The organism is Glycomyces luteolus (assembly GCF_027622875.1).
GTDB classification, from domain to species: domain Bacteria; phylum Actinomycetota; class Actinomycetes; order Mycobacteriales; family Micromonosporaceae; genus Glycomyces; species Glycomyces luteolus.
In genome coordinates this window covers 271,739-293,153 of sequence record NZ_JAPZVP010000002.1, presented here as the reverse complement: position 1 = coordinate 293,153, position 21,415 = coordinate 271,739, and the positions used below count along the sequence as shown (strand labels likewise).

The window sequence follows — 21,415 nt, the reverse complement described above, 5'->3', positions numbered from 1 at the left end:
GCGGCATGCCTGTTGCCCCGACTCCTGCGATCCGGATCGGTTCGTCCGAGATCATCGCCCTCGCCGACGGCGCGGGCCCCTTCCCGTTCACGTCCCGGGAAGCGGCTTTCCCGGACGCGACGCCCGCGCAATGGGCGGCGGTCGACCGCTTCGACCCCGGCGCGGTCGACGCCGAGGGCCGCTGGTCGCTCAACTTCCGGGCCTTCGCGATCCGCGGCCCGAAGGGCATCACGCTGGTGGACGCCGGGATCGGCCCGGCCGACGCCCCCGCCACCTGGGCGCCTCTGCCCGGCAAGCTCCCCGAGTCGCTGGCGGCGGCCGGGATCGATCCGGCCGAAGTGGACACCGTGGTGCTCACGCACCTCCACACCGACCACATCGGCTGGGCCGTCGTGGCCGAGGAGGCGGTCACCACCAGCGGCGACGGGCCTAGCACCGGCCTCAGCCCGTTCTTCCCCAACGCCGAGTACCTCATCCAGCAGGCCGAGTTCGACGCCGTCGACATGCTCAACCCGAAACTCCGCGAGACGCTCATCGACCCGCTCAGGGCGTCGGAGCAGCTGCGGCTGCTCGAAGGGGACGCGCCGCTCCGCGCGGGCCGGGTCGTGGCGACGCCGGGGCACACGCCGGGACATCAGAGCGTGGTCGTGGCGGACGGCCGCGAGTCGGTGCTCATCACCGGCGACCTGCTGGTGAACGCGATCCAGCTCCTGTACCCCGACCTCGCGTACGTGTACGAGATCGACCGCGAGACGGCAAGGCGCTCAAGGGAGCAGCTGCTGCGGACCGAAGGGGGCGCCGTGCTGCACGTGGCCTCCTCGCACCTGACGGAGCCGTTCGTGCCGATGCCGTGAGCGCCGCCCTCAACCGGCGAGTCGCCGGAGGCGTTCGAGCTTCTCAGCGGTCTCGTCGTCGGCCGGGCTGAAGACGGTCAAGCGCATGCCCCACCCGGGCTGGGTCCAGAGCCGGTCGGCGTGGAGGCGCACGAGGCCGACGTCGCGGTTGCGGAAGAGCTTGATCTCCTGGACCTTGTCGGCGACGTTGCGCCGATCCCAGATCTCGCGGAACTCGGGCGAGGCCGCGAGCAGCCTGTCGACGAGCTGGCGCCAATGCGTCTCCTCGTAGTGGGCGGTGCCGAACCTCCGGAAGTTCGCGACCATGAGCTCGAGGGTCTCGCGCCGCTCGACCAGGGCGTGCTTCCAGCCGGGGTCCATGAAGGCGAGCCACATGCAGTTGCGGTCGCGCGGCGGCAGCGCGTCGAGGTCGGTGAACAGGCGGCTGAACGTGCGGTTGTACTGCAGGAGGTCGTAGCGGCAGTTCTGGATCGACGCGGGGAACGGCTCGACCTGCCGCAGCACGGCCCGAAGCGACTGCGGCACTTCGACTCCGGTGGGTCTGGGAGCGGGGTCGACGGCACCGGCGAGACCGAACAGGTGGGACCGTTCGGGGGCGTCGAGGCGGAGGGCGCGGGCGATCGCGTCAAGGACCTGCGGCGAGACCGTGATGTCGCGGGCCTGCTCGAGCCAGGTGTACCAGGAGACGCCGACGGAGGCGAGCTGCGCGACCTCCTCGCGGCGCAGGCCGGGCGTGCGGCGCCTGCGGCCGGGCGGGAGGCCGACGACTTCGGGGGTGAGGCGCTCGCGGCGGGAACGCACGAAATCGGCGAGTTCGCGGCGGCGTTCGGCCAGGTGCGGGGGTTCGGCGGGGGTCGCGTCGCCGGCGGCGTCCGCAGTCGGGGTGGTCGCGGTCATGGTTCCCATCCCACCAGGATGCCCCGGTTCGAGTCCGCGAGCCAGGTGGTTCCAGTCCCCGGATAACGACGATCAGATACCGGGTTGGGCGCCGCGCCAAGGTCGGTGCATGACGCAGACCGCCAGCGCGCCGCTTTCGGCGCCGCTCGATGCCCCCGCGCGGGGCGCCGGCCTCTCCGGGGCCGGGCTCTTCACCATCCTCCTCATCGCCTCACTGTCCTCTATGGACGCGTTTATCGTGAACGTGGCGCTGCCGACGATCGGCGCCGACCTCGACGCCGGACCGGCGGCGCTCGAACTCGTCGTGGCCGGGTACGCCACGGCGTACGCCTCGCTGCTGGTCCTCGGCGGGCGGCTCGGCGACGCCTTCGGCCGCAGGCGGCTGATGGTGCTGGGCCTCATCGGGTTCGGCGTCACGTCGCTGCTGTGCGGGCTCGCCCCCACGGGCGGTGCGCTCGTCGCGGCGCGGATGCTGCAGGGCGCCACGGCGGCGCTGTGCCTGCCGCAGGCGATGGCGACCATCCAGGCCACGACCTCCGGGGCCGGCCGGGCCCGCGCCATGGGCATGTTCGGGGCCGTCGTGGGCCTCGCGTTCGCGTTCGGGCAGATCCTCGGCGGGTTCATGGTCGGCGCGGACATCGCCGGAACCGGCTGGCGCTCAGTGTTCTTCATCAACGTCCCGGCCGTGGCGATCGCGGCCGCCCTGCTGCTGCGCACGGTCCCGGAGTCGCGCGCGCCGAAGTCGGCGCCGCTCGACCCGCTCGGCGCGGTCCTGCTAGGCGCGGCGATGGTGCTGCTGCTCGTGCCGCTCACCGAAGGGCGCGCGGCGGGCTGGCCGGCGTGGTCGTGGATCTGCTTGGGGGCGTTCCCGTTCGCCGCGGGCGTGTTCCTCATCATGCAGCGGCGCAAGGAGCGGGCCGGGGCGGTGCCGCTGCTGCCGCCGAGTCTCCTTGCGCTGCCTGGGATGCGGCGAGGGCTGCCGGTGATGATGCTGTCGATGGGAGGGTTCGGCGGGTTCCTGTTCGCCTCGGCGGTCGCGATCCAGCAGGGGCTCGACTACGGGCCGGTCGCGGCGGGGTTCGTGCTGGTGCCGTACGCGCTGGCGTTCTTCGCGGGGTCCGCGTTCGGGCCGAGGTTGGCCCCGCGGCTCGGCGGGCGGGCGGTGACGTGGGGTGTGGTCGTGCAGATCGCCGGACTCGCCACTCTGGTGTGGACAGTCACGTCGACGTGGTCGGGGACGGCGGCGCTCGCGATGGCCCCGGCGCTGCTCGCCGTCGGCTTCGGGCAGGGCCTGCAGTTGCCGACGCTGTTCCGGGTGGTGCTCGCCGAGGTCCCGCCGGAGCGGGCCGGGGTCGGCAGCGGCGTGATGGCCACGTTCCAGCAGATCTCGCTCGCTTCGGGGGTGGCGGTGCTCGGGGCTGTGTTCCTGGCCCTGGCGCCTGAGCTCGGCGTGCAGGCGGCGTACGCGTGGACGATCGCGGCCCAGGGGGCGACGGCCCTGGTGAACGTGGGATTGAGCCTGAGGGTGCGGGCGTAGGACGGGAGGCAGGGTTAGGACCGCGCCAATCTGCGGCTCGCAAGCTTCGCCGAGACCGGTCCCATCAATGTCCGATTCGCCGGGATCACTCCGTTCACGCTCGCGCCCGACCCGCGCCCGCGCGCCAGCGGTCGGATAGGTTCGGGCGCGTGGACATCGCAGACGACCCTCAGCTCTTGTTGGACCGCGCGCAGGACCTCCGCGCGGGCGGCGGGCGGGTACTCATCGGGATCGCGGGCTGCCCAGGCGCGGGCAAGTCGACCGCCGCCGCGTGGCTCGCGCACGCGCTCGACCCCGAGCGGCGGCGGGCGGTGCAGGTGCCGATGGACGGGTTCCACCTCGCGAACGCCGAACTCGTGCGACTCGGCCGCCGCGACCGCAAGGGCGCGATCGACACGTTCGACGGCCACGGGTACCGGGCGCTGCTGGAACGCATTGCGGCGGAACGGGAAGCGACGGTCTACGCGCCGGAGTTCGACCGGCGGATCGGCGAGCCCGTCGCCGGGGCGATCGCGGTGCCGCCCACTGCCGACGTCGTGGTGACCGAGGGGAACTACCTGCTCGACGAGACCGGGCCCTGGCCCTCGGTGCGCGCCGCGCTCACCGAGGTCTGGTACTGCGAGGCGCCCGAGCCGCTGCGCCTGGCGCGGCTGGTCGCGCGCCACGAGCGGTTCGGGAAGTCGCCGGAGCGGGCCCGCGCTTGGGTGGCCGAGGTCGATGAGCGCAACGCCGAACGCATCCGCGCGGTCCGGCGCCGCGCCGATCTCGTGCTCGATTTCGAGAAGCTGCAGATCGGTCGGCCGGAGGTCTGAACCGACCGAAATCCGCCCATATGGGCGGCCCCGGGTACCCACCCGATCCCACCTTCGCCACTACCAGTGAAAAAGACGCCGTCCCGCAGAGGTACGACAAGAATCCGCCCCGAACGCCGTCGCACCGGCGTGCGGCGGCGTGTCGCGTTTCCGGGGGCGGGCGCGCTCACCCGCTGGACGCCGGCGTGGACCCGCCGAGGCACGAGTTGACGGGCCGCGAACCCTAGCGCTACGATGCATAGCACCTCAAGGCATAGAACTACTAGGGTTTAGGAGGCGCCCCTCATGCACATCGCCAAAGACCTCGTCGCCGCCTCGGCGACACCGCTGGTCCTCGGCATCCTCGCCGAGGAGGAGAGCTACGGCTACGCCATCCTCAAAGCGATCGCCGAGCGCTCCGGCGGCCGCCTCGAATGGACCGAAGGCCTGCTCTACCCCCTCCTCCACCGCCTCGAACGGCTCGGTCACGTCGAGGCCAGCTGGCGCACCCCCGAAGGCGGGCGCCGCCGCAAGTACTACGCCATCACCCCCTCGGGCCGAAGGGAACTGGCCGAGCAGCGCAAGCAGTGGGACGCCGTCACCGAAGCGCTGCAAGACATCTGGAAGGCCACGCGGTCGATCGGACCGACCGCGTCGCCCGTGTTGGAGGGGTGAGATGACCGTGGACGACACCGAGCTCGAAACCCAGATCGCCGAATGGCGGACCTACATGCTCCGCCGCCGCGCCGTCAGCGGCGCCGACGTCGACGAACTCGAAGACCACCTCCGCGAGCGCGTCGCCGACCTCACCGCCACGGGCCTGCGCCCCGACGAGGCCTTCCTCATCGCCGTGAAGCGCATGGGCCGCATGGACGAGCTCTCGCGCGAGTTCGCCCGCGAGCACTCCGACCGGCTGTGGAAGCAGCTCGTGCTCACCGACGACGCGCCCGCCGAAGCCGAGCGCCGCCGCGGACTCCTCGTCATGATCGCCTGCGCGGCCCTCGCCGTGCTCGCGGTGAAACTCCCCGCGCTCTTCGGCTTCGGGTTCGACGACAGCGCGGCCTTCTACCTGCGCAACCTGGGCCTGCTCGTCCTCGCGCCGCTCACCGTCTACTTCGCGTGGCGGCGCGGCGTCGACCGCGGCACCGCCGCCGCGCTCATCGGCCTGTTCGCGCTCGGGGCCGTCGCCGCCAACGCCTACCGGCTCGACGACGACTCGCAGTCCATAGTGCTCACCGCGATCCACCTGCCGCTGGCGCTGTGGATCGTCGTCGGCATCGCCTACGCCGCAGGCGATTGGCGCTCGGGCCAGAAGCGCATGGACTTCATCCGCTTCACCGGCGAGTGGTTCATCTACTTCGTGCTCATCTGCCTCGGCGGCGGCGTGCTCACCGGCATCACCGTGGGCACCTTCAGCGCCATCGGGATCGACGCCGAGACGTTCATCAGCGAATGGCTCGTCCCCTGCGGCGGTGCGGCCGCCGTGGTCGTCGCCGCGTGGCTGGTCGAGGCGAAGCAGAGCGTCATCGAGAACATGGCGCCGGTCCTCACCCGCGTCTTCACGCCCCTCTTCGCGGTGACCCTCGCAGCCGTGCTCGTCGCGATCGCCGTGACCACCAACGCGATCGACGTCGAACGCGACATGCTCATCCTGTTCGACCTGCTCCTGGTCGTCGTCCTCGGCCTGGTCCTGTACTCGATCTCAGCCCGCGACCCGGGCGCGCCCGCCGGGTTCTTCGACTGGACGCAGCTCGCGCTCATCGTGAGCGCCCTGCTCATCGACGTGCTCGTGCTCGTCGCGATCACCGGCCGCATCACCGAGTGGGGCTTCACGCCCAACAAGAGCGCGGCGCTCGGCGAGAACCTGATCCTGTTCGTCAACCTCGCCTGGTCGGCCTGGCTGTACTGGTCGATCATCAAGGGCCGCAAGCCGTTCGCGCGGCTCGAGCGCTGGCAGACCGACTACGTGCCGGTGTACGCCGCGTGGGCATGGGTCGTGGTGCTGGCGTTCCCGCCGATCTTCGCCTTCGCGTAGGGAGCCCAAGGGCCGCGGGGGCGCGGGGGGGGGGGGGCGGGCGGGGGGGGGGCCCCGGGGGGGGGGTGGCGCCCCCCGGGCCGGCGGGCCCGCGGCGCGCGCGCCCCGCCCCCGCGGCCCGAAATCGGTCCTATTCGGAGCTGAACGCGGCGTCGAAGGACGCGGCGGGCCGGTCGAAGTTCAGGTCCCGCACGTACGCAAGGGCTTCGGGCGCCCCGCGGAGGCGGTCCATGCCCGCGTCCTCCCACTCGATCGAGATCGGGCCCGCGTAGCCGATCGCGTTGAGCACGCGGAAGCAGTCCTCCCACGGCACGTCGCCGTGGCCGGTGGACACGAAGTCCCAGCCGCGCCGCGGGTCGCCCCAGGGCAGGTGCGAGGAGAGGCGGCCGTTGCGGCCGTCGAAGCGCTTGCGGGTGTCCTTGCAGTCCACGTGGTAGATCCGCTCCCGGAAGTCCCACAGGAACGCCGCCGGGTCGATGTCCTGCCACACCATGTGGCTCGGGTCCCAGTTGAGCCCGAACGCGGTGCGGTGCCCGACCGCTTCGAGGGTGCGGTGCGTCGACCAGTAGTCGTAGGCGATCTCGGAGGGGTGCACCTCGTGCGCGAACCGGACGCCGACCTCGTCGAACACGTCGAGGATCGGGTTCCAGCGGGCCGCGAAGTCGTCGTAGCCCGCCTCGATGACCGCCTCCGAGACCGGCGGGAACATCGCCACGTACTTCCACACGGCCGAGCCGGTGAAGCCGACGACGGTGTCGACGCCGAGTCTCGCGGCGGCCCGCGCGGTCGCCTTCATCTCCTCGGCGGCGCGCCGCCGCACGCCCTCGGGTTCGCCGTCGCCCCACACGCGGGAGGGCACGATCGCCTTGTGGCGGTCGTCGATCGGGTCGTCGCAGACCGCTTGGCCCACCAGGTGGTTGGAGATCGTCCACAATCCCAGCCCGTGCGATTCGAGGATCGCCTTGCGCTCGGCGACGTAGTCGTCGTCCTCGGCGGCCCGCACCACGTCGAGGTGGTCGCCCCAGCAGGCGACCTCGAGCCCGTCGTAGCCCCAGCCCGCGGCGAGTCGGCACACCTCCTCGAACGGCAGGTCGGCCCACTGGCCGGTGAACAGTGTGATCGGTCTAGGCATCCGTGAGACTCCTCAGATAGGTCAGTCCGTCGACGGCGAGGGCGTCTTGGGTCGGCGCGAGCGGCCGCCAGATGGAAGCGGCCGTCGCGATAGTCGCATTGTGCGCGGTGAAGGACTCGATGACAAGGGGGCCGGGATAACCGGCCAGGTCGAGCGCGTGCAGGATCTCACCCCATGGGAGGTGGTCGCTGCCGGGCGAGCCGCGGTCGTTACCGCTCACCTGGACGTGCCCGATCCGGTCCCCGGCGCGGATGATCGCCGCCGGGATGTCGGTCTCCTCGATGTTCATGTGGTAGACGTCGAGGGCCAGCGCGGTGCCCGGAAGACCGTCGAGTGCATCGAGTGCCTGGTCGACGGTGTTGATGAGGCTGGTCTCGTAGCGGTTCAACGGCTCGACGGCGACGGTGACGCCGCGTTCGGCGGCGTAGTCGGCGACCGGGGCGAGGTGCTCGCGCAGGTCGCGGTAGGCGGCCGACCGGTCCTGGACGCGCCAGGTGCGGCCGACGGAGGCGTAGGCCGGTCCGGCGATGACCTTGGAGCCCACCGTGACGGCGGCGTCGACGACGCGGCGCAGGTAGTCCTGGGTCCGGGCGACCACGTCGCGCGGGGCGTCGACGAGCTCGCGGCCCGGGCCCATCACGAGCACCACGGTGGCGCCGAGGCCGAGTCCTTTCAGGATTTCATCGGCGCGCTGCGGGTCCCAGTCGCCGGGGTTCTCGACGGGGAGCTCGATGGCGTCGAAGCCCCAGTCGCGCACGCGCACTGCGAGCCGGGCGAGGGCCTCGTCGTCGAGCGGCGAGGCCCAGACCCAGGTGTTGACGCCGATGCTCCGGGTCAACGGTCGCGCCAGTCGTCGCGGCATCCGGGCAGGTCCTCGCCGCCGGACTCGCCGCAGTGCGGCGAGGGCATGTCGGCGTTGCGTTCGAGGTAGTCGTCCAAGTCGGCCTCCGTGATCGGCTCCTGCGGCAGCACCCATTCTGACAGAGCACAAGCAAAAGTTGTCGGCGTAATGAGAGAGTTACGTCATGTCAGCGTCCGAACCCGTGTGGTTGACTATGGGAGTGACAGATGGTTCGACGGCGCCTGGTTCAACCGTGCCCCGCCGTGGCGCCCCCGGGGCCTCGGCCGGCGCCGGAGCGCTGCTCCGGCTCCTTCGCGACGGCGCCCCGCGGACCCGCTCCGAACTCGCGGCCCTCACCGGACTCGCCCGCTCCACCGTCACCGGCCGCATCGACGCCCTCCTCGCCGCCGGGCTCATCGCCCCCACCGGCGAGACCGCCTCCACCGGCGGCAGGCCCCCGGCCACCTTCGCGTTCAACCCCGCCGCGCGCATCGTCCTCGGCGCCGACCTCGGCGCCGCCCACGCCCGCCTCGCCGTCACCGACCTCGCCGGAAGCGTCCTCGCCGTCACCAGCGCCGACCTCGACATCGCCTTGGGCCCCGAGGCCGTCCTCGACTGGACCGTCGAACACGGCCTCGCGCTCCTCGCCGAGGTCGGCCGCCCCGCCGCCGATCTCCTGGGCGTCGGCATCGGCCTCCCCGGGCCCGTCGAGCACGGCACCGGCCGCGCCGTCAACCCGCCGATCATGCCCGGCTGGGACGGCTTCGACGTCCCCGCCTATGTGCGCGAACGCATCCCGGTGCCCGTCATGGTCGACAACGACGTCAACATCATGGCCCTCGGCGAGCACTTCACCGCCTGGCCCGAGTACGCGCACCTGCTGTTCGTCAAGGCCGCCACCGGCATCGGCTGCGGCATCATCGCGAGCGGCCAGGTCTACAGGGGAGCGCAAGGCGCAGCGGGCGACATGGGGCACATCCGCGTCGCCGGCGCCGACGACGTCCCCTGCCGCTGCGGCAACACCGGCTGCCTCGAAGCCGTCGCCTCCGGCGCGGCCATCGCCAAGCACCTCACCGAGCAGGGGATCCGCGCGGGCGGCTCCCTCGACGTCGTCGAACTCGCCCGCTCCGGCTCCGTCCCCGCCCTCCGCCTCGTCCGCCAGGCCGGACGCGACATCGGCGAAGTCCTCGCCGGGGCCGTCAACTTCTTCAACCCGTCGATCATCGTCATCGGCGGCTCCCTCTCACTCGCCGGCGACCACCTCATCGCGGGCGTCCGCGAGGTCATCTACCAGCGGTCGCTCCCGCTGGCCACCAGGCACCTCCGCATCGCGGCCGCCCGCACCGGCGAGACCAGCGGCGCGATCGGCGCGGGCGCCATGGTCATCGAGCACGCCCTCGACCCCGCCCGACTCGACGCGTCCACCGATTTCAAGACGAACGGATGAACATGCAGCGCAACACTCTCGGCCAGACAGGACTCGAAGTCACGCCCCTGTGCATCGGCACCAGCACGCTCGCCGGGTTCGACTCGGTGTACGGGTATGAAGTGGACGATGAGCGGGCCGTCCAGACGATCCTCGCCGTCTTCGACAGCGAGGTCAACTACCTCGACACCGGCAACAACTACGGTAAGGACGGCCTGTCCGAACGCCGCATCGGCGAGGCCATCCGGCGCCGCGGCGGCCTCCCCGAGGGCTTCATTCTCCAGACCAAAGTAGACGCGGACCCCGAGACCGGCGACTACTCCGGCGACCGCGTGCGCAGGTCCCTCGAAGAGAGCCTCGAACGGCTCGGCGTCGACCACCTGCCGATCCTCGCCCTCCACGACCCCGAGTTCATGAAGCAGGACGGCTTCGCGCCCGGCGGCGCGCTCGAAGCGCTCATCGAGATCCGCGAATCCGGCGTCGCCGACCACCTCGCCGTCGCCTCCGGCGACGTGCAGCTCAGCCAGCGCTACCTCGACACCGGCGAGTTCGACCTCGTCCTCAACCACAACCGGTACACGCTGCTCAACCGCGAGGCCGAAGAACTGTTCACCAAGGCCCGCGCGGGCGGCCTCGGCGTCCTCAACGCGGCCCCCTACGGCGGCGGGATGCTCGCCAAAGGCCCTGCGCAGCAGCCGAAGTACTGCTACGGCGAACGCGACGAGGCCATCGCCGCCGCCGCGTTCGCGATGGGCGAGGCGTGCGCGCGCGCCGGGGTGCCGCTCATCGCGGCCGCCCTGCAGTTCTCGACCCGCTCCCCGCTGACCGACTCCACAGTGGTCGGCATCTCGCGTCCCGAGCGGGCCGCCGAGACCATCGCGCTCCTCGACGTCGAGATCTCCGAGTCCCTCTGGGAAGAGCTCGAGGCGCTGGCCCCGCAGGCCCGAATCTGACGCTGGGGCGGTGCGGAGGAGGCGCGAGACCACGAGCAGGACCTCGGAGACCGCGACCGGGCCGACCGCGTCTCCTTCGGGCAGGACCAGTTCGACGTTCGTGAGCGTCTGCTCGGTGCTGTTGTCGAACCCGTAGCCGGGGTGGACGCCGGGCGTCGAGTCGAGGAACACGTAACCGCCCTCGGGGAACTCCCGGTACAGGCCGTAGCCGCCGCCGCGGGCCATCGGCCCGCCGAACTTCCAGCCGCGGCTGAGCAGCCCGATGAGCGGGCCTCCGCCGGTCGTCGCACCTTCGAACCGCGACACGCGGCCGCTCTTTCGATCCTCTTCGGACAGTTCGAACACCGGGCGGGCGAGCTGATCGAACGGCTGCAGGATCTCGTAGTCGGCGAGCACCGAGGCCCACGCCTCGACCTCGTCGCCCAACGTGAGCGGGTGCGCCAAGCGCACCGTTGCGTCCTCGGGCAGTTCGAACGGCTCGTCCTCGACGTCGGCGAGGGTCCGGTCCTCGGCGAGCCGGAACGCGACGTCCCCGGCCTGCCAGACGAGGCGGCTCGAGAGGTGCCACATCAGCGGGTGGTCGACCAGGTACTCCTGGAACTCGGCGCGAGTCCAGGTGCGGGTCCCCATCGCCCCTTCGAGGCGCTTGACCTGCTCGGCGGCCGTGGTCTTGAGCTCGCGACGAAGCGCCGCGAACCGCTCGTGCGCGGGCTGCGCGAGCTCCGGGTCGTCCTTGGCGTTGGGCTTCGGAGCACTCGCCCGGCGCTTGCCCTTCTCGTCGATCACGTACGGCTTCAGCGCCTCGTCGAACTTGATCGTGAAGGAGCGCGGTCCGTAGTCGAGCACCAGCGACTCGTCGGCCAGCCCGAAGTCCGGCACGAGCCGGTCCTCCAGCTGGTCGAGGGTGAGCTCCAACCGCTCGGCGATCACCTCGATCTGTTCGGTCGCGGTCTGCTTGAGCGCCTTGAACTTCGCCTTCTGGGCGAGGCCGTGGACCGAGCGCAGCGCGGCCTCTGAGCCGACCGCGCCCAGGATCTCCAGGCCCCGGATCGCCTTGCGGTTCTGGCCCTGGCCCGGCCACTCGCGGATGCGCGCGGTCAGACGGCGCACCGCGTCGTCGCCGGCGAACCGCCGCAGCTGGTCCATCGCCCACGCGTCCTTCGAGGGCGAACCGGACGAGAGCCACAGCTCGAACAGGCCCCACGAGAACGCCGTGAGCGACACCGGATCGCACTCGGCTGCGAGCACGTCGACGCCCGCGTACGGCCGCTCGGGGTCGTCCATCGCCAGCGCGGTCATGAGCGTGCGGAGTGCCGCGTCCGGGAGGGCCGCCGAACCGTCGGCGAGGAGGACCTGCGGGAGCATGTCGGGGTCCGCCCATTTGCCCGGCTTGGGGATGCGCGGGAGCTGCGGGTCGAACGGGTCGGCGTCCAGGAGCGCTGCGACCGCCGCGGCCGCTTCGTCGCCGTAGGATGCGGCTGATCCATCCACAATGGATCTGTCGAGGTACCGGAGCGCGTCGGCGGCGGCCTTGCGGAGCTTGGCGTCCTTGCCGACGGCGTCCGGGATGAGGAGCGCGGCGGCGTCGGCGGCGTGCCGGTCGATCCAGGCCCTGGCGGTGGCGCGTTCGTTGCGGGAGCGGGAGAGCCAGCCCGCCGCGATGCGCGCGGCGGCGAGGTTCACGAACGGCATCAGGGCCTCGCGGAACGAGGACTTGCGCTTGAGCAGCGCCATCGTGTGCGCGGTGGCCTCGTCGCCGTAGCGGGCGACGATCGCCTTGAGTGCCGTCGTGTTGAGGGATGCCGAGGTGCCGTCCCATTTCGCGAATGCGGGGCGGGCGTGCTCTTCGGGTGCGAAGGCGATGAAGCCGTTGAAGGCCCAGTCCTTCGGGTCGTCGACGGTGCTCCGACGCCAGCGGGACGCGTCCGCCCAGTAGGCGGCCGAGCCGGCGTCGATCTCGCGCCACTCGTCCTGTTCTCCCGGAGTCCAGCGAAGGTCGTCGGTTCCCGGAGGTGCGAGCTCCAATGCCTGCCGCTTGGAGGCGGGTTTGGCGTACGGAGTCCAAGGGGGCGTGACGAAGGCCTGGGGGACCGTCTCGGCGACGGCATGTCGCCGCTCCACCAGCGAGGTGATGCGCTCGCGTTCGGTCTCGTTCAAGGCGTCGGCCAAGTCGAGGAGGCCGTTCGCGCGGGCGAATCCGCCGAGGCGGACCTTGGTGGCGGGGTGGGTGTTCGGTGCGACGGCGGCGATCGTGCGGAGGGTGCGGACCGGGAACCGGCGGGCGGCCTGCTCGGCCGCGGCGAGCGCGGGCGGGTTCGTGAGGTCGCCGAGGAGGTACGCGATGGCGGCTTCGGAGGGCAGGCGGCCGATGGTGTCGAAGAGGCGTTCGCGCAACTCGACGCTCGGGCGCGGCTCGCCCTCGATCGTGTTCACCAGCACTGGGAACGCGTCGGCGCCGAGCGCGTCGAGGAGCAGGGCGAAGCGTTCGTCCACATTGGCGTGAATGCCGAGCACCCGGGCGCCCGCCCGGGCGGCGTCGGCGGCGTTCGAGGCGATCGCCCAGACCAGGTCGTAGCCGTATTCCCCGTAGCGCGATCCGTGGTGGAGGTCGAGTGCTTCACGGACCCAGTCCACCTGGTCGGGCATGAGCAGTGCGGCGGCGAACTTCCTGGCGTCGGTGGTGCGGTGCGGCTCGACCGCGTCGCGGATCTCCAAGTACTCCGCTTCGGGAAGGGCCGCAAGGAGGGAGCGCAGCGGGCCGAACCGGCGCAGGTGCTCGTTGAGGAGCGCGACCCGGTGCACGTCCGGTACGGAGACGGTCGCGCGGCCTTGCCGGTAGCCGCGGCCCCAGTAGTGCACTTCGTAGCCGGTCATCTCGACCGCCGCCCGGCACGCGAAGGCGAGTCCGTGCATGCCGATCAAGGCGTCCCGGCCGATGTCCTCGATGTCGAGGTACGGACCGGGGGCCACTTTCCCGATGAGGGCGAGGGCGAGGGCGGCGCCGAGCGGGTCGGGCTCGCCCGCGATGCCGGCCCGGATCGGGTCCGGGTAGGCGGGGTCGTCCATGATCTCGAGGAGGTGTGCGAGCAGCTCGGCGTGCTCGGTGAAGAGCGCCTTCAGCCGTTGGGGCGCATCGGGGTCGACCTTGACGGCGCGGGGCGTGCCGTGCCCGCGCCGGTCGAGGAGGTGCGCTCGCCACTCGTCGGGGAAGTCCACGTGGCCCTCGTTGACGGGAGCCGGGATTGAGGGATCAGTTCCATTCACGCTCAAGAGCATAGGAACCGAGTACGACAGCGTCTCTGCGACGGGCCAGGCGCTCAGGTCATAGCGGCGTCGAGCAGCACTTCGGCGGCGGCGCGGGCCTGGGCGGCGGCCTCGGGGGTGCCCGCGATCGCGGCGGTCGTCTGGGCGCCTTCGGCGAGGATCGCGATCTGGGCGGCGAGCGGGTCGGGCGCTCCGGCGTCGCGCACGAGGTCGGCGACGTACCGCTGGAACGCGGCCTTCTGCTCGCGGACGGTGCGGGTCACGTCGGGGTTGCCGTCGTGGAGTTCGCCGTAGGCGTTGATGAACGCGCAGCCGTTGAAGTCCGGCTCGCGGAACCAGCCGTCGAGGAAGTCGAAGACGGCCAGGATCTTCTCGCGCGCGGTGGCGGCGTCCGCGGCCCTGGCCGCGATCCCGGCGTTCCACTGGGCGCGGCGGCGCTCGAGCACGGCCGCGACGAGCGCGTCCTTCGAGGGGAACAGGGCGTAGATGCGCTTGAGCGAGACGCCGGCCGCGGTGCGCACCGCGTCCATGCCCACGGCCTGCACGCCGTGCGCGTAGAAGAGCTGGTCAGCGGCTTCCACGACTTTCGCGCGAGCAGCTGTGTCGTCGATCATAAGAGAACCCCTTGCGATGAGAACGATCGTTCTCTATCGTAGTCTACATCAGCGGAGAACGATCGTTCTCCATCATGAAAGGACCGGAGCCATGGGCACCATCACCGTCGGAACCGAGAACAGCACCCCCGTCGAGCTCTACTACGAGGACCAGGGCAGCGGGCAGCCGGTCGTCCTCATCCACGGCTACCCGCTCAACGGCCACAGCTGGGAGCGGCAGACCCGCGAACTCCTCGACGCCGGGTACCGCGTCATCACCTACGACCGCCGCGGCTTCGGCCAGTCGAGCAAGGTCGGCGCCGGGTACGACTACGACACCTTCGCGGCGGACTTGAACCAGGTCCTCGAGACCCTCGACCTGCGCGACGTCATCCTCGTCGGCTTCTCGATGGGCACCGGCGAACTCGCCCGCTACGTCAAGAACCACGGCCACGACCGCGTCGCCAAGCTCGCCTTCCTCGCCTCGCTCGAGCCGTTCCTGGTCCAGCGCGAGGACAACCCGGAGGGCGTCCCGCAGGAGGTCTTCGACGGCATCGCCGCCACCGCCAAGGCCGACCGGTACGCGTGGTTCACCCAGTTCTACAACGACTTCTACAACCTCGACGAGAACCTGGGCGGCCGCATCAGCCAGGAGGTCGTCACCGCCAACTGGAACACCGCCACGACCTCGGCGCCCGTGGCCGCCTACGCGGTCGTTCCCGCCTGGATCGAGGACTTCCGCGAGGACGTCGCGGCCGTCCGAGCCGCGGGCAAGCCCTCCCTGATCCTCCACGGGGACAAGGACAACATCCTCCCCATCGACGCCACGGGCCGCCGCTTCCACAAGGCGTTCCCCGAGGCCGAGTACGTCGAGATCGCGGGTGCACCGCACGGTCTCCTGTGGACCCACGCTGAGCAGGTGAACGAAGCGCTCCTGAAGTTCGTCCGCTCCTAAGCGGCGCAAGCGGAGCGGCCCTCTCCCGGTCGGGAGGGGGCCGCTCCGCCGTTCAGCAGGAGTCGGTCCCGACGTAGACGTACTGCAGGGCGACCGCCGCATCCTGCTCGGCCCGCGACCCGCCGCTGGGCGTCTGGGCGGTGACCTCGCAGTCGTCGTATGAAGGGCTCTCGGTGTCGCGGCGGTCGCCTTGGGCCGCAACGTTGGTGAAACCGGCCTCGGCGAGCATCCGCCTCGCGTCGGCCACCGTCGCACCAACCACATCGGGCACTTTGGCGGTGGTCGCCGCCTGGTCGGAGGCGGGCGGAGCGAGCGGCGTCGCGCTCGAGACCGGCGTGGAGTCCGAAGGCGAGGGCGAGGTTCCGCTCGGCGACGCCATGACCTCCTCTGCGGACTCTGCCGGCTCGGTCGCGGAAGGCTCGGTCGAGCCGCCGGCGTCCGACGGGGTGAGCTCGGGCCCGGGCTCGGCCTCGCCGATAGTCGTCTCGCCGACGACCTCCGACGTCGGCTCGAGGCCGCTGTCGATCTCGTCGGCGTCGGGTCCGCCGCGGTTGAGGAGCACGACGCCGGCGAACGAGGCGACCGCGAAGACGACCACCATGATCGTCGCCAGCACGTCCGGGCTCGTGCGCAGCCGGGCGAATCCCGCGGGAGCCTCAGCCGGTTCGCCGCTGTCGCTTCGTATCCGGGCGAGTCCGGCGAGCGCCGCGCCCTCGGCGATCACCAGGTCCGGCAGGTCGGTGCGCACCGGATCGACGCCGAGATGATGGCCGAGGACCGCGGCCACCAACGGCATCCGGCTCACCCCGCCGACCAGCAGCACGCCCGCGATCTGGTCGGCCTCGATCGCCGCGTCCCGCATCGCCTCCTCGACGAGGCCGACGGTCCGCAGGATCGCCGGGGTGAGGCACTGGTCGGCGTCCTCCCGGGTCAGGCGCAGGTCGCGGGCGAGGCCCGGCAGGGAGACGGCCACTGAAGGATGGTCGGTCAGGTACTCGCGGGCGCGCCTGACCTCGTCGAGCACCCCGGCGCGCAGCACCGTTTCGGCGGGGTCCCCTGCGCGAGCCCAGAACTCGGGCTCGGCCTGGCGATGGCGGGCCGCCAAGTGCTCGAGCAGGAGCCGGTCGAACTCGCGCCCGCCGATGTCGTCGGCGCTCTTGGCGGCCTGGACCGTGTAGTGGTCGCTCTCGCGGCTCACGACGCCGATGTGGCACGAGCCCGCGCCGATGTTGCAGACCACCAGCGGCGCCTGCGACTCCGCTTCGCCCCCTTGGACTTCGGCGTACTGCCGGGCGGCCGCCTCGGGCTCGGAGACGAGAATGGACGGTTCGAACCCGGCGTTCGCGGCCGCCTCGGCGTGCGCCCGGCGGCGGGTCGAGGTCCAGGTGGCGGGCACGGCGAGCACGACGAGCGCGGTTTCGCCGACGGGAAGGGCGGGCGGGGCCGCGTCATCGGACGCGGTCCCGGAGCGGGCCGCTCCCGGCGGCGCCTCCCCGGCCTCGGTCCGATGATCGATGCGACGGGTCGACACGGTCGTGGTCGAGGACCCGAGGTCGACCCCCACGGCGACTGCTCGGGGCGAGGGTTGCATGCCAATGAGTCTATTGGGTGGAATAGAACCCGTTCAATGGGTGGAGCCGGTCACAATTCCGCATCCTCTTGCGGCCCTGTGGTTCTCTCAATCCTCGGTCTGCCGGACCCGGGAACAACCGTCCGGGGGTCAAGCGGACTCTGGTGGACCCGGCCGATCCCGGTCAGGCTTGGCGGCATGAAAGCACTGATCGTCTACGCGCACCCCGACGCGAACTCGCTGACCGCCGCGCTGAAGGACCTCGCTGTGAGCACCCTCCGCACCGAGGGCCACGACGTCGTCGTCTCCGACCTCTACGCCATGAAATGGCAGTCGGCCGCCGACTTCACCGACTTCGACGGCATCACCGGCCCGGACTTCATGCACGCCTCCGGCACCGCCTTCGAGACCGGCCGCCTCTCCCCCGACATCCGCGCCGAGCAGCAGAAGCTGCTCGACGCCGACCTCGTCCTCCTGCTCTTCCCGCTCTGGTGGTTCACCGTGCCCGCGATCCTCAAAGGATGGATCGACCGCGTCTTCACCTACAACTTCGCCTACGGCGCAGCACTCCCCCGCTACGGCGACGGCCCCCTCGCCGGCAAGCGCGCCATGCTCGCCACCCTCACCGGCGGCCGCGCCGGCCACTACACGCCACGAGGCGTCAACGGCCCCATCGAGGACCTGCTCTTCCCGCTCAACCACGGCCTCCTCCACTTCACCGGCTTCGACGTGCTGCCGCCCTTCGTCGAACACAGCGCCGTCCACCTCAGCGACGACCACTACGGCCAGATCACCGATCGCTTCCGCATGCGCCTCACCACCGCCTTCACCACCGACCCGATCCCCTACCGCTCGGAGACCGGAGGCGACTACACCGCCCTCACCCACCCGGACGGCTCCGAACTCCGCCCCGACCGCGAAACCCCCGGCACCACCGGATTCAATCTCCATCTCGCCCACTGAACCGCGTTCCCCGGTCCTTGTCGGTGGCCACGGCACCTGCGGAGAGCAGCGTCGCGGCGGCGAGACCGCCCCAGAGCGAAGTCGGGCCCAGGGCGGCGAGACCGGTGATGACCGCCGGGGAAACGGCGAGGCCGAAGCCGGTCGAGAGCTGGAAGCGGGCGAGGGCACGTCCGAGGACCGGGGCCGGGGCGAGGGCGGCGACCAGCGCGGTGGCGCTGCCGGCGTAGACGATCTCGCCGAGGGTGCAGACCACGGACACGATGGCGACGGCCGGGGCGGCCCAGCCGTGTCCCAGTGCGCTCGCCGCCAGGAATCCGAGGTAGGACGCGGCGATCACGACGCCGGCGAAGGCCAGCACCGCCCGGCGGGAGAAGCGGGACAACAGCACGGTGACCGGCACTTGGAGAGTGACCACCAGCACGGTGTTGGCCACGAAGACGGCCGACGTCCACATCGGAGACGCATGCAACTGGGTCACTAGGATCAGCGGGAGCGCGATTTCGGGGATGTTGAGGCAGAAGACATAGACGACGTTGGCGGCCAGCAGGGTTCGCATCCGCGGCGCGGGGCCGCCGACATCGTCGCTTGTGGAGTTGTCGGCCGGCTCGGCGCGCAGGCGGACCGACCACGCCAGGGCCGCCGCGGCGAGATAGGCGAGACCGGTGGCGGCTGCCAGCGCCTGCAATGCGGTGGCGCCGCCCGCCAGGCATGCTGCGGCGAGGAGGGCGCCCGCGCCCAGGCCGGCGTTGCGCAGTGCGCGGCCTCCCGCGAGAGCGGCGTCGCGTTCGCGGCCATGTGCGACGGTGGCGACGAGCGCCGCGTGGGCGGCAGGCCAGGCCTGGTTGCCGATACCGAGGAACAGTGCTGCCGCCGCGAACATCCAGGCGTTTCCCAAAGGGGCGGCCAGGAGCAGCGCCACACCCAGCACCCGCACCAGCATCGATGCGGCCACGACCGTGCTTCGCGCGCCGCGGTCCAGCCATCGGCCCACCGCGGGCATGCACGCCAGGCCCAGGACGACCCCTGCGGTCATCGCGATGCCGGTGACCGGCGCGGAAAGCTGCAGCACCGTCACCCCGTAGAGCAGCAGGAACGGTCGGAGCAAACCGGTGCCGAGCGCGTCCACGGCCAGAGCCGCGGCATAGCGGGGACCTCCGGAGGCGCGGATGAGGGTGCGCGGCCGGATCTTGGTGGTGGTTGCCATGGCGTCAACGGTGTGGTCGGCCCCCGCGCAGTCGGCGTCGGTTGACGGACTTCGTCAACCGACGCGGTCGCCGCCCGCCCGGTCGGTGAAGATGAGCGGATGACGTTGAGGATCGACATCAGCAGTGTGCCGTCCGAGCGGCTGCGGTTCGCCGCCTCTCCGCTGGCCGAGCTGACCGCGATGCTGCACGTCCTGGCCGAACCCGCGCATCACCCGCAGCTCGCCGCATGGGCCGGGGACGTCTGGGCAGGACTGCGGCCGGAGCTGGCCGAGCGGCTGCGGGAGGCGGAGTTCCTCTGGCGCTCTTCACGAGCCGGATTCCTGGTCCCCTCCCGTCCTCGACTCACCCTCGCCGAGGAGCTGGACGATGTCGACCGCATCGAGGACGAAACCTATGTGAGCGCCGCACTCACCACCACGTGCGGCAACAACCGGGTCCACTTCGGCGCGCCGTCACCGCTCACCGATGCCGACGCGCGAGACCGCGCCCTCGACCTCGCCCAGGCCCGCGGCGCGCTCCAGGAAGCGTTCGCGGAACGGCTGCTCGCGGACCCCGCGGCCGTGAGGGCGCGGGTCCGGCAGACCCTCGAACAGTGCGCCGAGGCCTTCTTCGACGACGCGTGGGCGAACGCGGCGGTACCACTCGCCACCGATCTCCGCCTGAAGCACCACCTGCTCCAACGCCAGGGAATCGGGGCGGCGCTCGCATCGGTCTCCAGTGCCGTCTCCCTGTCACCGGGAGGCGACCGCATCATCGTCGACAAGCTGCAGGACAAGGCGATCACCGCCAACGGCACCGGAGTCACCTTCCTCCCCAGCGTCTTCGGCCGCCCGCACCTGGTCGTGATCACCGCGCCCGGGTGGCAACCGGTGGTGCAGTACCCCGTGGCCGAGCCGAATCCGTCGGAGCCGGTATCGCTGGAAACCGTCACGCTCCGACTAGAGGCGCTCGCCCATCCGGTACGCCTGCGCCTGCTCCGCACCCTCGCCCGGGGCCCACACACCACCGGCGAACTCGCCCACGCCTGGGAACTCTCGCCCCCCGAAGTCTCCCGGCACCTCGCCCACCTGCGCCGCGCAGGCCTCCTCACCGCCCAGCGACACGGCCGCTACGTCCGCTACACCCTCAACCTCCCCGACCTGACAGCACTGGGCCACGACGTCCTAGAGGCCGTACTCCGGTGAGCGGCCCCCTGAGCGGTAGCAAACCAGCAGCCCATCGGTCCAACCCCGTCATTCCCGCGCGTCGAATCCTCACGGGTAGGGTGCTGGGCATGCGTTTGCTGGTGGCACGGTGCCAGGTCGATCACACGGGGCAGCTCGCAGCCCATCTGCCCATGGCGACCCGGCTGATCATTTGGAAGGCCGACGGGACCGCGGCCGACATTCCGGCCTGAGATGATGCGCGAAGGCGAGGTCTCATACATCGCGTTCAAGATCCAAAGCCCTTCAGGCCCAGACCTGTCGAGATCGAACCCGGTAATCGCCCCAGGGTCACGCTCGGCCAGCCATTGCGCTTCATCGCCGCCGACCTGTTTCCACTTGTCCGACACCACGACCACCTTCAAAACGATTGGACCCGCAAGAAGGCTTCTCCCGCTGAACATGAAGACCCTATCGGCAGGTGCTTCCCCACGCACCTAAATATGCACGCCGACACCTCAGAGGTGAAGCACACGGGCCCGTACGGGACGCCCTTCGACTGAGCGGCCTTCAGCGTTGCAAGGCGGAGTGCCGGGGCGTTGCGGCTCACCGCACACCGCGGTCCGCAAGCCAATCGAGGCGACCCGTGAACCGCAGCGCCACACGCGATTGCGGGGCGTCAAACGCCTCGGCCTCACCCGAGCAGCAGGCGACAAGCACGCCGTCCCCCCGCCACCAGCGGTCGGTGATGCCCCCGACCACCTCGACAGGTTCGAGATCGGTCTCCACACGGGCGTTGGTATAGCGGGTGACCTGTTCGGTGTACGTGAAAGCGTCATGCGCCCAGGAGAGCGATTCGATCCAGCCCTCGATCGTTCGGTGCAGCGGCACCCACTGAGAAGCGGCAATCCCGAACGCCCCGTCGGGACCGATCATGTACCCATATGGCACCGCGGTCCTCGAAGGCCCGACCTCGAACAGCCACTCGCCGGACTCAGAGCACTCAAAGCCGCCGACGTCGAAGTACTTGGGTCCGCCGTCGTAGAACGGACCTGGTGGCAGAACGAGGCCGCCCCAGAGACTCTGGAATTCGACGGCCCGATCGACCGCTTCGGCCGGAATACCGTGACCGAGCCAGGCCTCCCGATATTGGTCCAGTCGCCGGGGCTTCGTCCGCACACCGTGCGAGCAGACGAACCTGCGAGCGCTCGGAGTCAGCCGGCCGAGCACCGCATCGTCAGGTCGAACATCCATCAG

Annotated in this window: 18 protein-coding genes and 2 pseudogenes; 11 read left to right on the top strand and 9 right to left on the bottom strand. The window is 71.1% G+C overall.

Features of this window, described 5'->3' with window-relative positions:
- Window positions 1–5 precede the first annotated feature (5 nt).
- Entirely contained in the window at window positions 6–854 is an 849-nt protein-coding gene (locus O1R50_RS03270; RefSeq protein ID WP_270108431.1) for an MBL fold metallo-hydrolase, read from the top strand.
- Between the two features lie 9 nt (window positions 855–863).
- On the opposite strand, the gene O1R50_RS03265 is transcribed toward O1R50_RS03270, so the two are convergent.
- Complete coding sequence (locus O1R50_RS03265) at window positions 864–1,751, bottom strand: helix-turn-helix transcriptional regulator (protein WP_270108430.1); 888 nt, start codon at window positions 1,749–1,751, stop codon at window positions 864–866.
- A gap of 109 nt (window positions 1,752–1,860) precedes the next feature.
- Between O1R50_RS03265 and O1R50_RS03260 the strand changes: the two genes are divergently transcribed.
- From O1R50_RS03260 to O1R50_RS03245, 4 genes are all read left to right on the top strand, one after another.
- Window positions 1,861–3,288 (top strand): MFS transporter, encoded by a 1,428-nt coding sequence (locus O1R50_RS03260; RefSeq protein WP_270108429.1) that lies wholly within the window; start codon window positions 1,861–1,863, stop codon window positions 3,286–3,288.
- 149 nt (window positions 3,289–3,437) lie between these two features.
- Complete coding sequence (locus tag O1R50_RS03255) at window positions 3,438–4,100, top strand: nucleoside/nucleotide kinase family protein (protein WP_270108428.1); 663 nt, start codon at window positions 3,438–3,440, stop codon at window positions 4,098–4,100.
- Between the two features lie 285 nt (window positions 4,101–4,385).
- Window positions 4,386–4,754, top strand: a complete 369-nt coding sequence (locus O1R50_RS03250; protein ID WP_270108427.1) for a PadR family transcriptional regulator — start codon at window positions 4,386–4,388, stop codon at window positions 4,752–4,754.
- A gap of 1 nt (window position 4,755) precedes the next feature.
- Window positions 4,756–6,114: a permease prefix domain 1-containing protein gene (locus O1R50_RS03245; protein ID WP_270108426.1), complete on the top strand. Its 1,359-nt coding sequence runs from the start codon at window positions 4,756–4,758 to the stop codon at window positions 6,112–6,114.
- A gap of 130 nt (window positions 6,115–6,244) precedes the next feature.
- Here O1R50_RS03245 and O1R50_RS03240 read toward each other — a convergent pair whose 3' ends face one another.
- From O1R50_RS03240 to O1R50_RS26230, 3 genes and pseudogenes are all read right to left on the bottom strand, one after another.
- Entirely contained in the window at window positions 6,245–7,246 is a 1,002-nt protein-coding gene (locus O1R50_RS03240; RefSeq protein WP_270108425.1) for a sugar phosphate isomerase/epimerase family protein, read from the bottom strand.
- Window positions 7,239–8,084 carry a sugar phosphate isomerase/epimerase family protein gene (locus O1R50_RS03235; RefSeq protein WP_270108424.1) on the bottom strand — a complete coding sequence of 282 codons (846 nt, stop codon included), beginning with the start codon at window positions 8,082–8,084 and terminating at the stop codon, window positions 7,239–7,241. The genes O1R50_RS03240 and O1R50_RS03235 overlap by 8 nt, the downstream gene beginning before the upstream one ends.
- Window positions 8,081–8,227 (bottom strand): annotated as a pseudogene (locus O1R50_RS26230) (ABC transporter substrate-binding protein); the annotation flags it as partial. The pseudogene O1R50_RS26230 and the gene O1R50_RS03235, both read right to left, overlap by 4 nt.
- A 74-nt stretch (window positions 8,228–8,301) precedes the next feature.
- On the opposite strand from O1R50_RS26230, the gene O1R50_RS03230 reads away from it, so the two are divergent.
- Both O1R50_RS03230 and O1R50_RS26225 read left to right on the top strand, forming a co-directional pair.
- The gene (locus O1R50_RS03230; protein WP_408612592.1) at window positions 8,302–9,534 is read left to right on the top strand and encodes an ROK family transcriptional regulator; all 1,233 of its coding nucleotides are present in this window, start codon (window positions 8,302–8,304) and stop codon (window positions 9,532–9,534) included.
- Window positions 9,531–10,466: an aldo/keto reductase gene (locus O1R50_RS26225; RefSeq protein ID WP_408612591.1), complete on the top strand. Its 936-nt coding sequence runs from the start codon at window positions 9,531–9,533 to the stop codon at window positions 10,464–10,466. Before O1R50_RS03230 ends, O1R50_RS26225 begins: the two co-directional genes overlap by 4 nt.
- 252 nt (window positions 10,467–10,718) lie before the next feature.
- Here the strand turns inward: O1R50_RS26225 and O1R50_RS03225 are convergent.
- Together O1R50_RS03225 and O1R50_RS03220 are read right to left on the bottom strand one after the other, a co-directional pair.
- Window positions 10,719–11,612: pseudogene (locus O1R50_RS03225) on the bottom strand (DUF4132 domain-containing protein); the annotation flags it as partial.
- A gap of 2,171 nt (window positions 11,613–13,783) precedes the next feature.
- On the bottom strand, window positions 13,784–14,344 hold the full coding sequence (locus O1R50_RS03220) for a TetR/AcrR family transcriptional regulator (RefSeq protein WP_270108422.1): 561 nt from the start codon (window positions 14,342–14,344) through the stop codon (window positions 13,784–13,786).
- 91 nt (window positions 14,345–14,435) lie between these two features.
- On the opposite strand from O1R50_RS03220, the gene O1R50_RS03215 reads away from it, so the two are divergent.
- Window positions 14,436–15,278, top strand: coding sequence for an alpha/beta fold hydrolase (locus O1R50_RS03215; RefSeq protein ID WP_270108420.1), 843 nt, complete (start codon window positions 14,436–14,438; stop codon window positions 15,276–15,278).
- A 52-nt stretch (window positions 15,279–15,330) separates the two neighbouring features.
- Here the strand turns inward: O1R50_RS03215 and O1R50_RS03210 are convergent, their stop codons facing one another.
- The gene (locus O1R50_RS03210) at window positions 15,331–16,869 is read right to left on the bottom strand and encodes an Hsp70 family protein (protein WP_270108419.1); all 1,539 of its coding nucleotides are present in this window, start codon (window positions 16,867–16,869) and stop codon (window positions 15,331–15,333) included.
- A gap of 177 nt (window positions 16,870–17,046) precedes the next feature.
- On the opposite strand from O1R50_RS03210, the gene O1R50_RS03205 reads away from it, so the two are divergent.
- Window positions 17,047–17,811, top strand: coding sequence for an NAD(P)H-dependent oxidoreductase (locus tag O1R50_RS03205; RefSeq protein WP_270108418.1), 765 nt, complete (start codon window positions 17,047–17,049; stop codon window positions 17,809–17,811).
- Here the strand turns inward: O1R50_RS03205 and O1R50_RS03200 are convergent.
- On the bottom strand, window positions 17,789–19,015 hold the full coding sequence (locus O1R50_RS03200; protein ID WP_270108417.1) for an MFS transporter: 1,227 nt from the start codon (window positions 19,013–19,015) through the stop codon (window positions 17,789–17,791). The two genes, O1R50_RS03205 and O1R50_RS03200, sit on opposite strands and share 23 nt — an antisense overlap.
- 99 nt (window positions 19,016–19,114) lie before the next feature.
- On the opposite strand from O1R50_RS03200, the gene O1R50_RS03195 reads away from it, so the two are divergent.
- Both O1R50_RS03195 and O1R50_RS03190 read left to right on the top strand, forming a co-directional pair.
- Window positions 19,115–20,200: a DUF5937 family protein gene (locus O1R50_RS03195; protein WP_270108416.1), complete on the top strand. Its 1,086-nt coding sequence runs from the start codon at window positions 19,115–19,117 to the stop codon at window positions 20,198–20,200.
- Between the two features lie 89 nt (window positions 20,201–20,289).
- A complete protein-coding gene (locus O1R50_RS03190; RefSeq protein WP_270108415.1) occupies window positions 20,290–20,412 on the top strand; it encodes an endonuclease NucS domain-containing protein in 123 nt (40 codons plus the stop codon).
- A 352-nt stretch (window positions 20,413–20,764) separates the two neighbouring features.
- On the opposite strand, the gene O1R50_RS03185 is transcribed toward O1R50_RS03190, so the two are convergent.
- Window positions 20,765–21,412, bottom strand: coding sequence for a hypothetical protein (locus tag O1R50_RS03185; protein ID WP_270108414.1), 648 nt, complete (start codon window positions 21,410–21,412; stop codon window positions 20,765–20,767).
- Window positions 21,413–21,415: the final 3 nt, after the last annotated feature.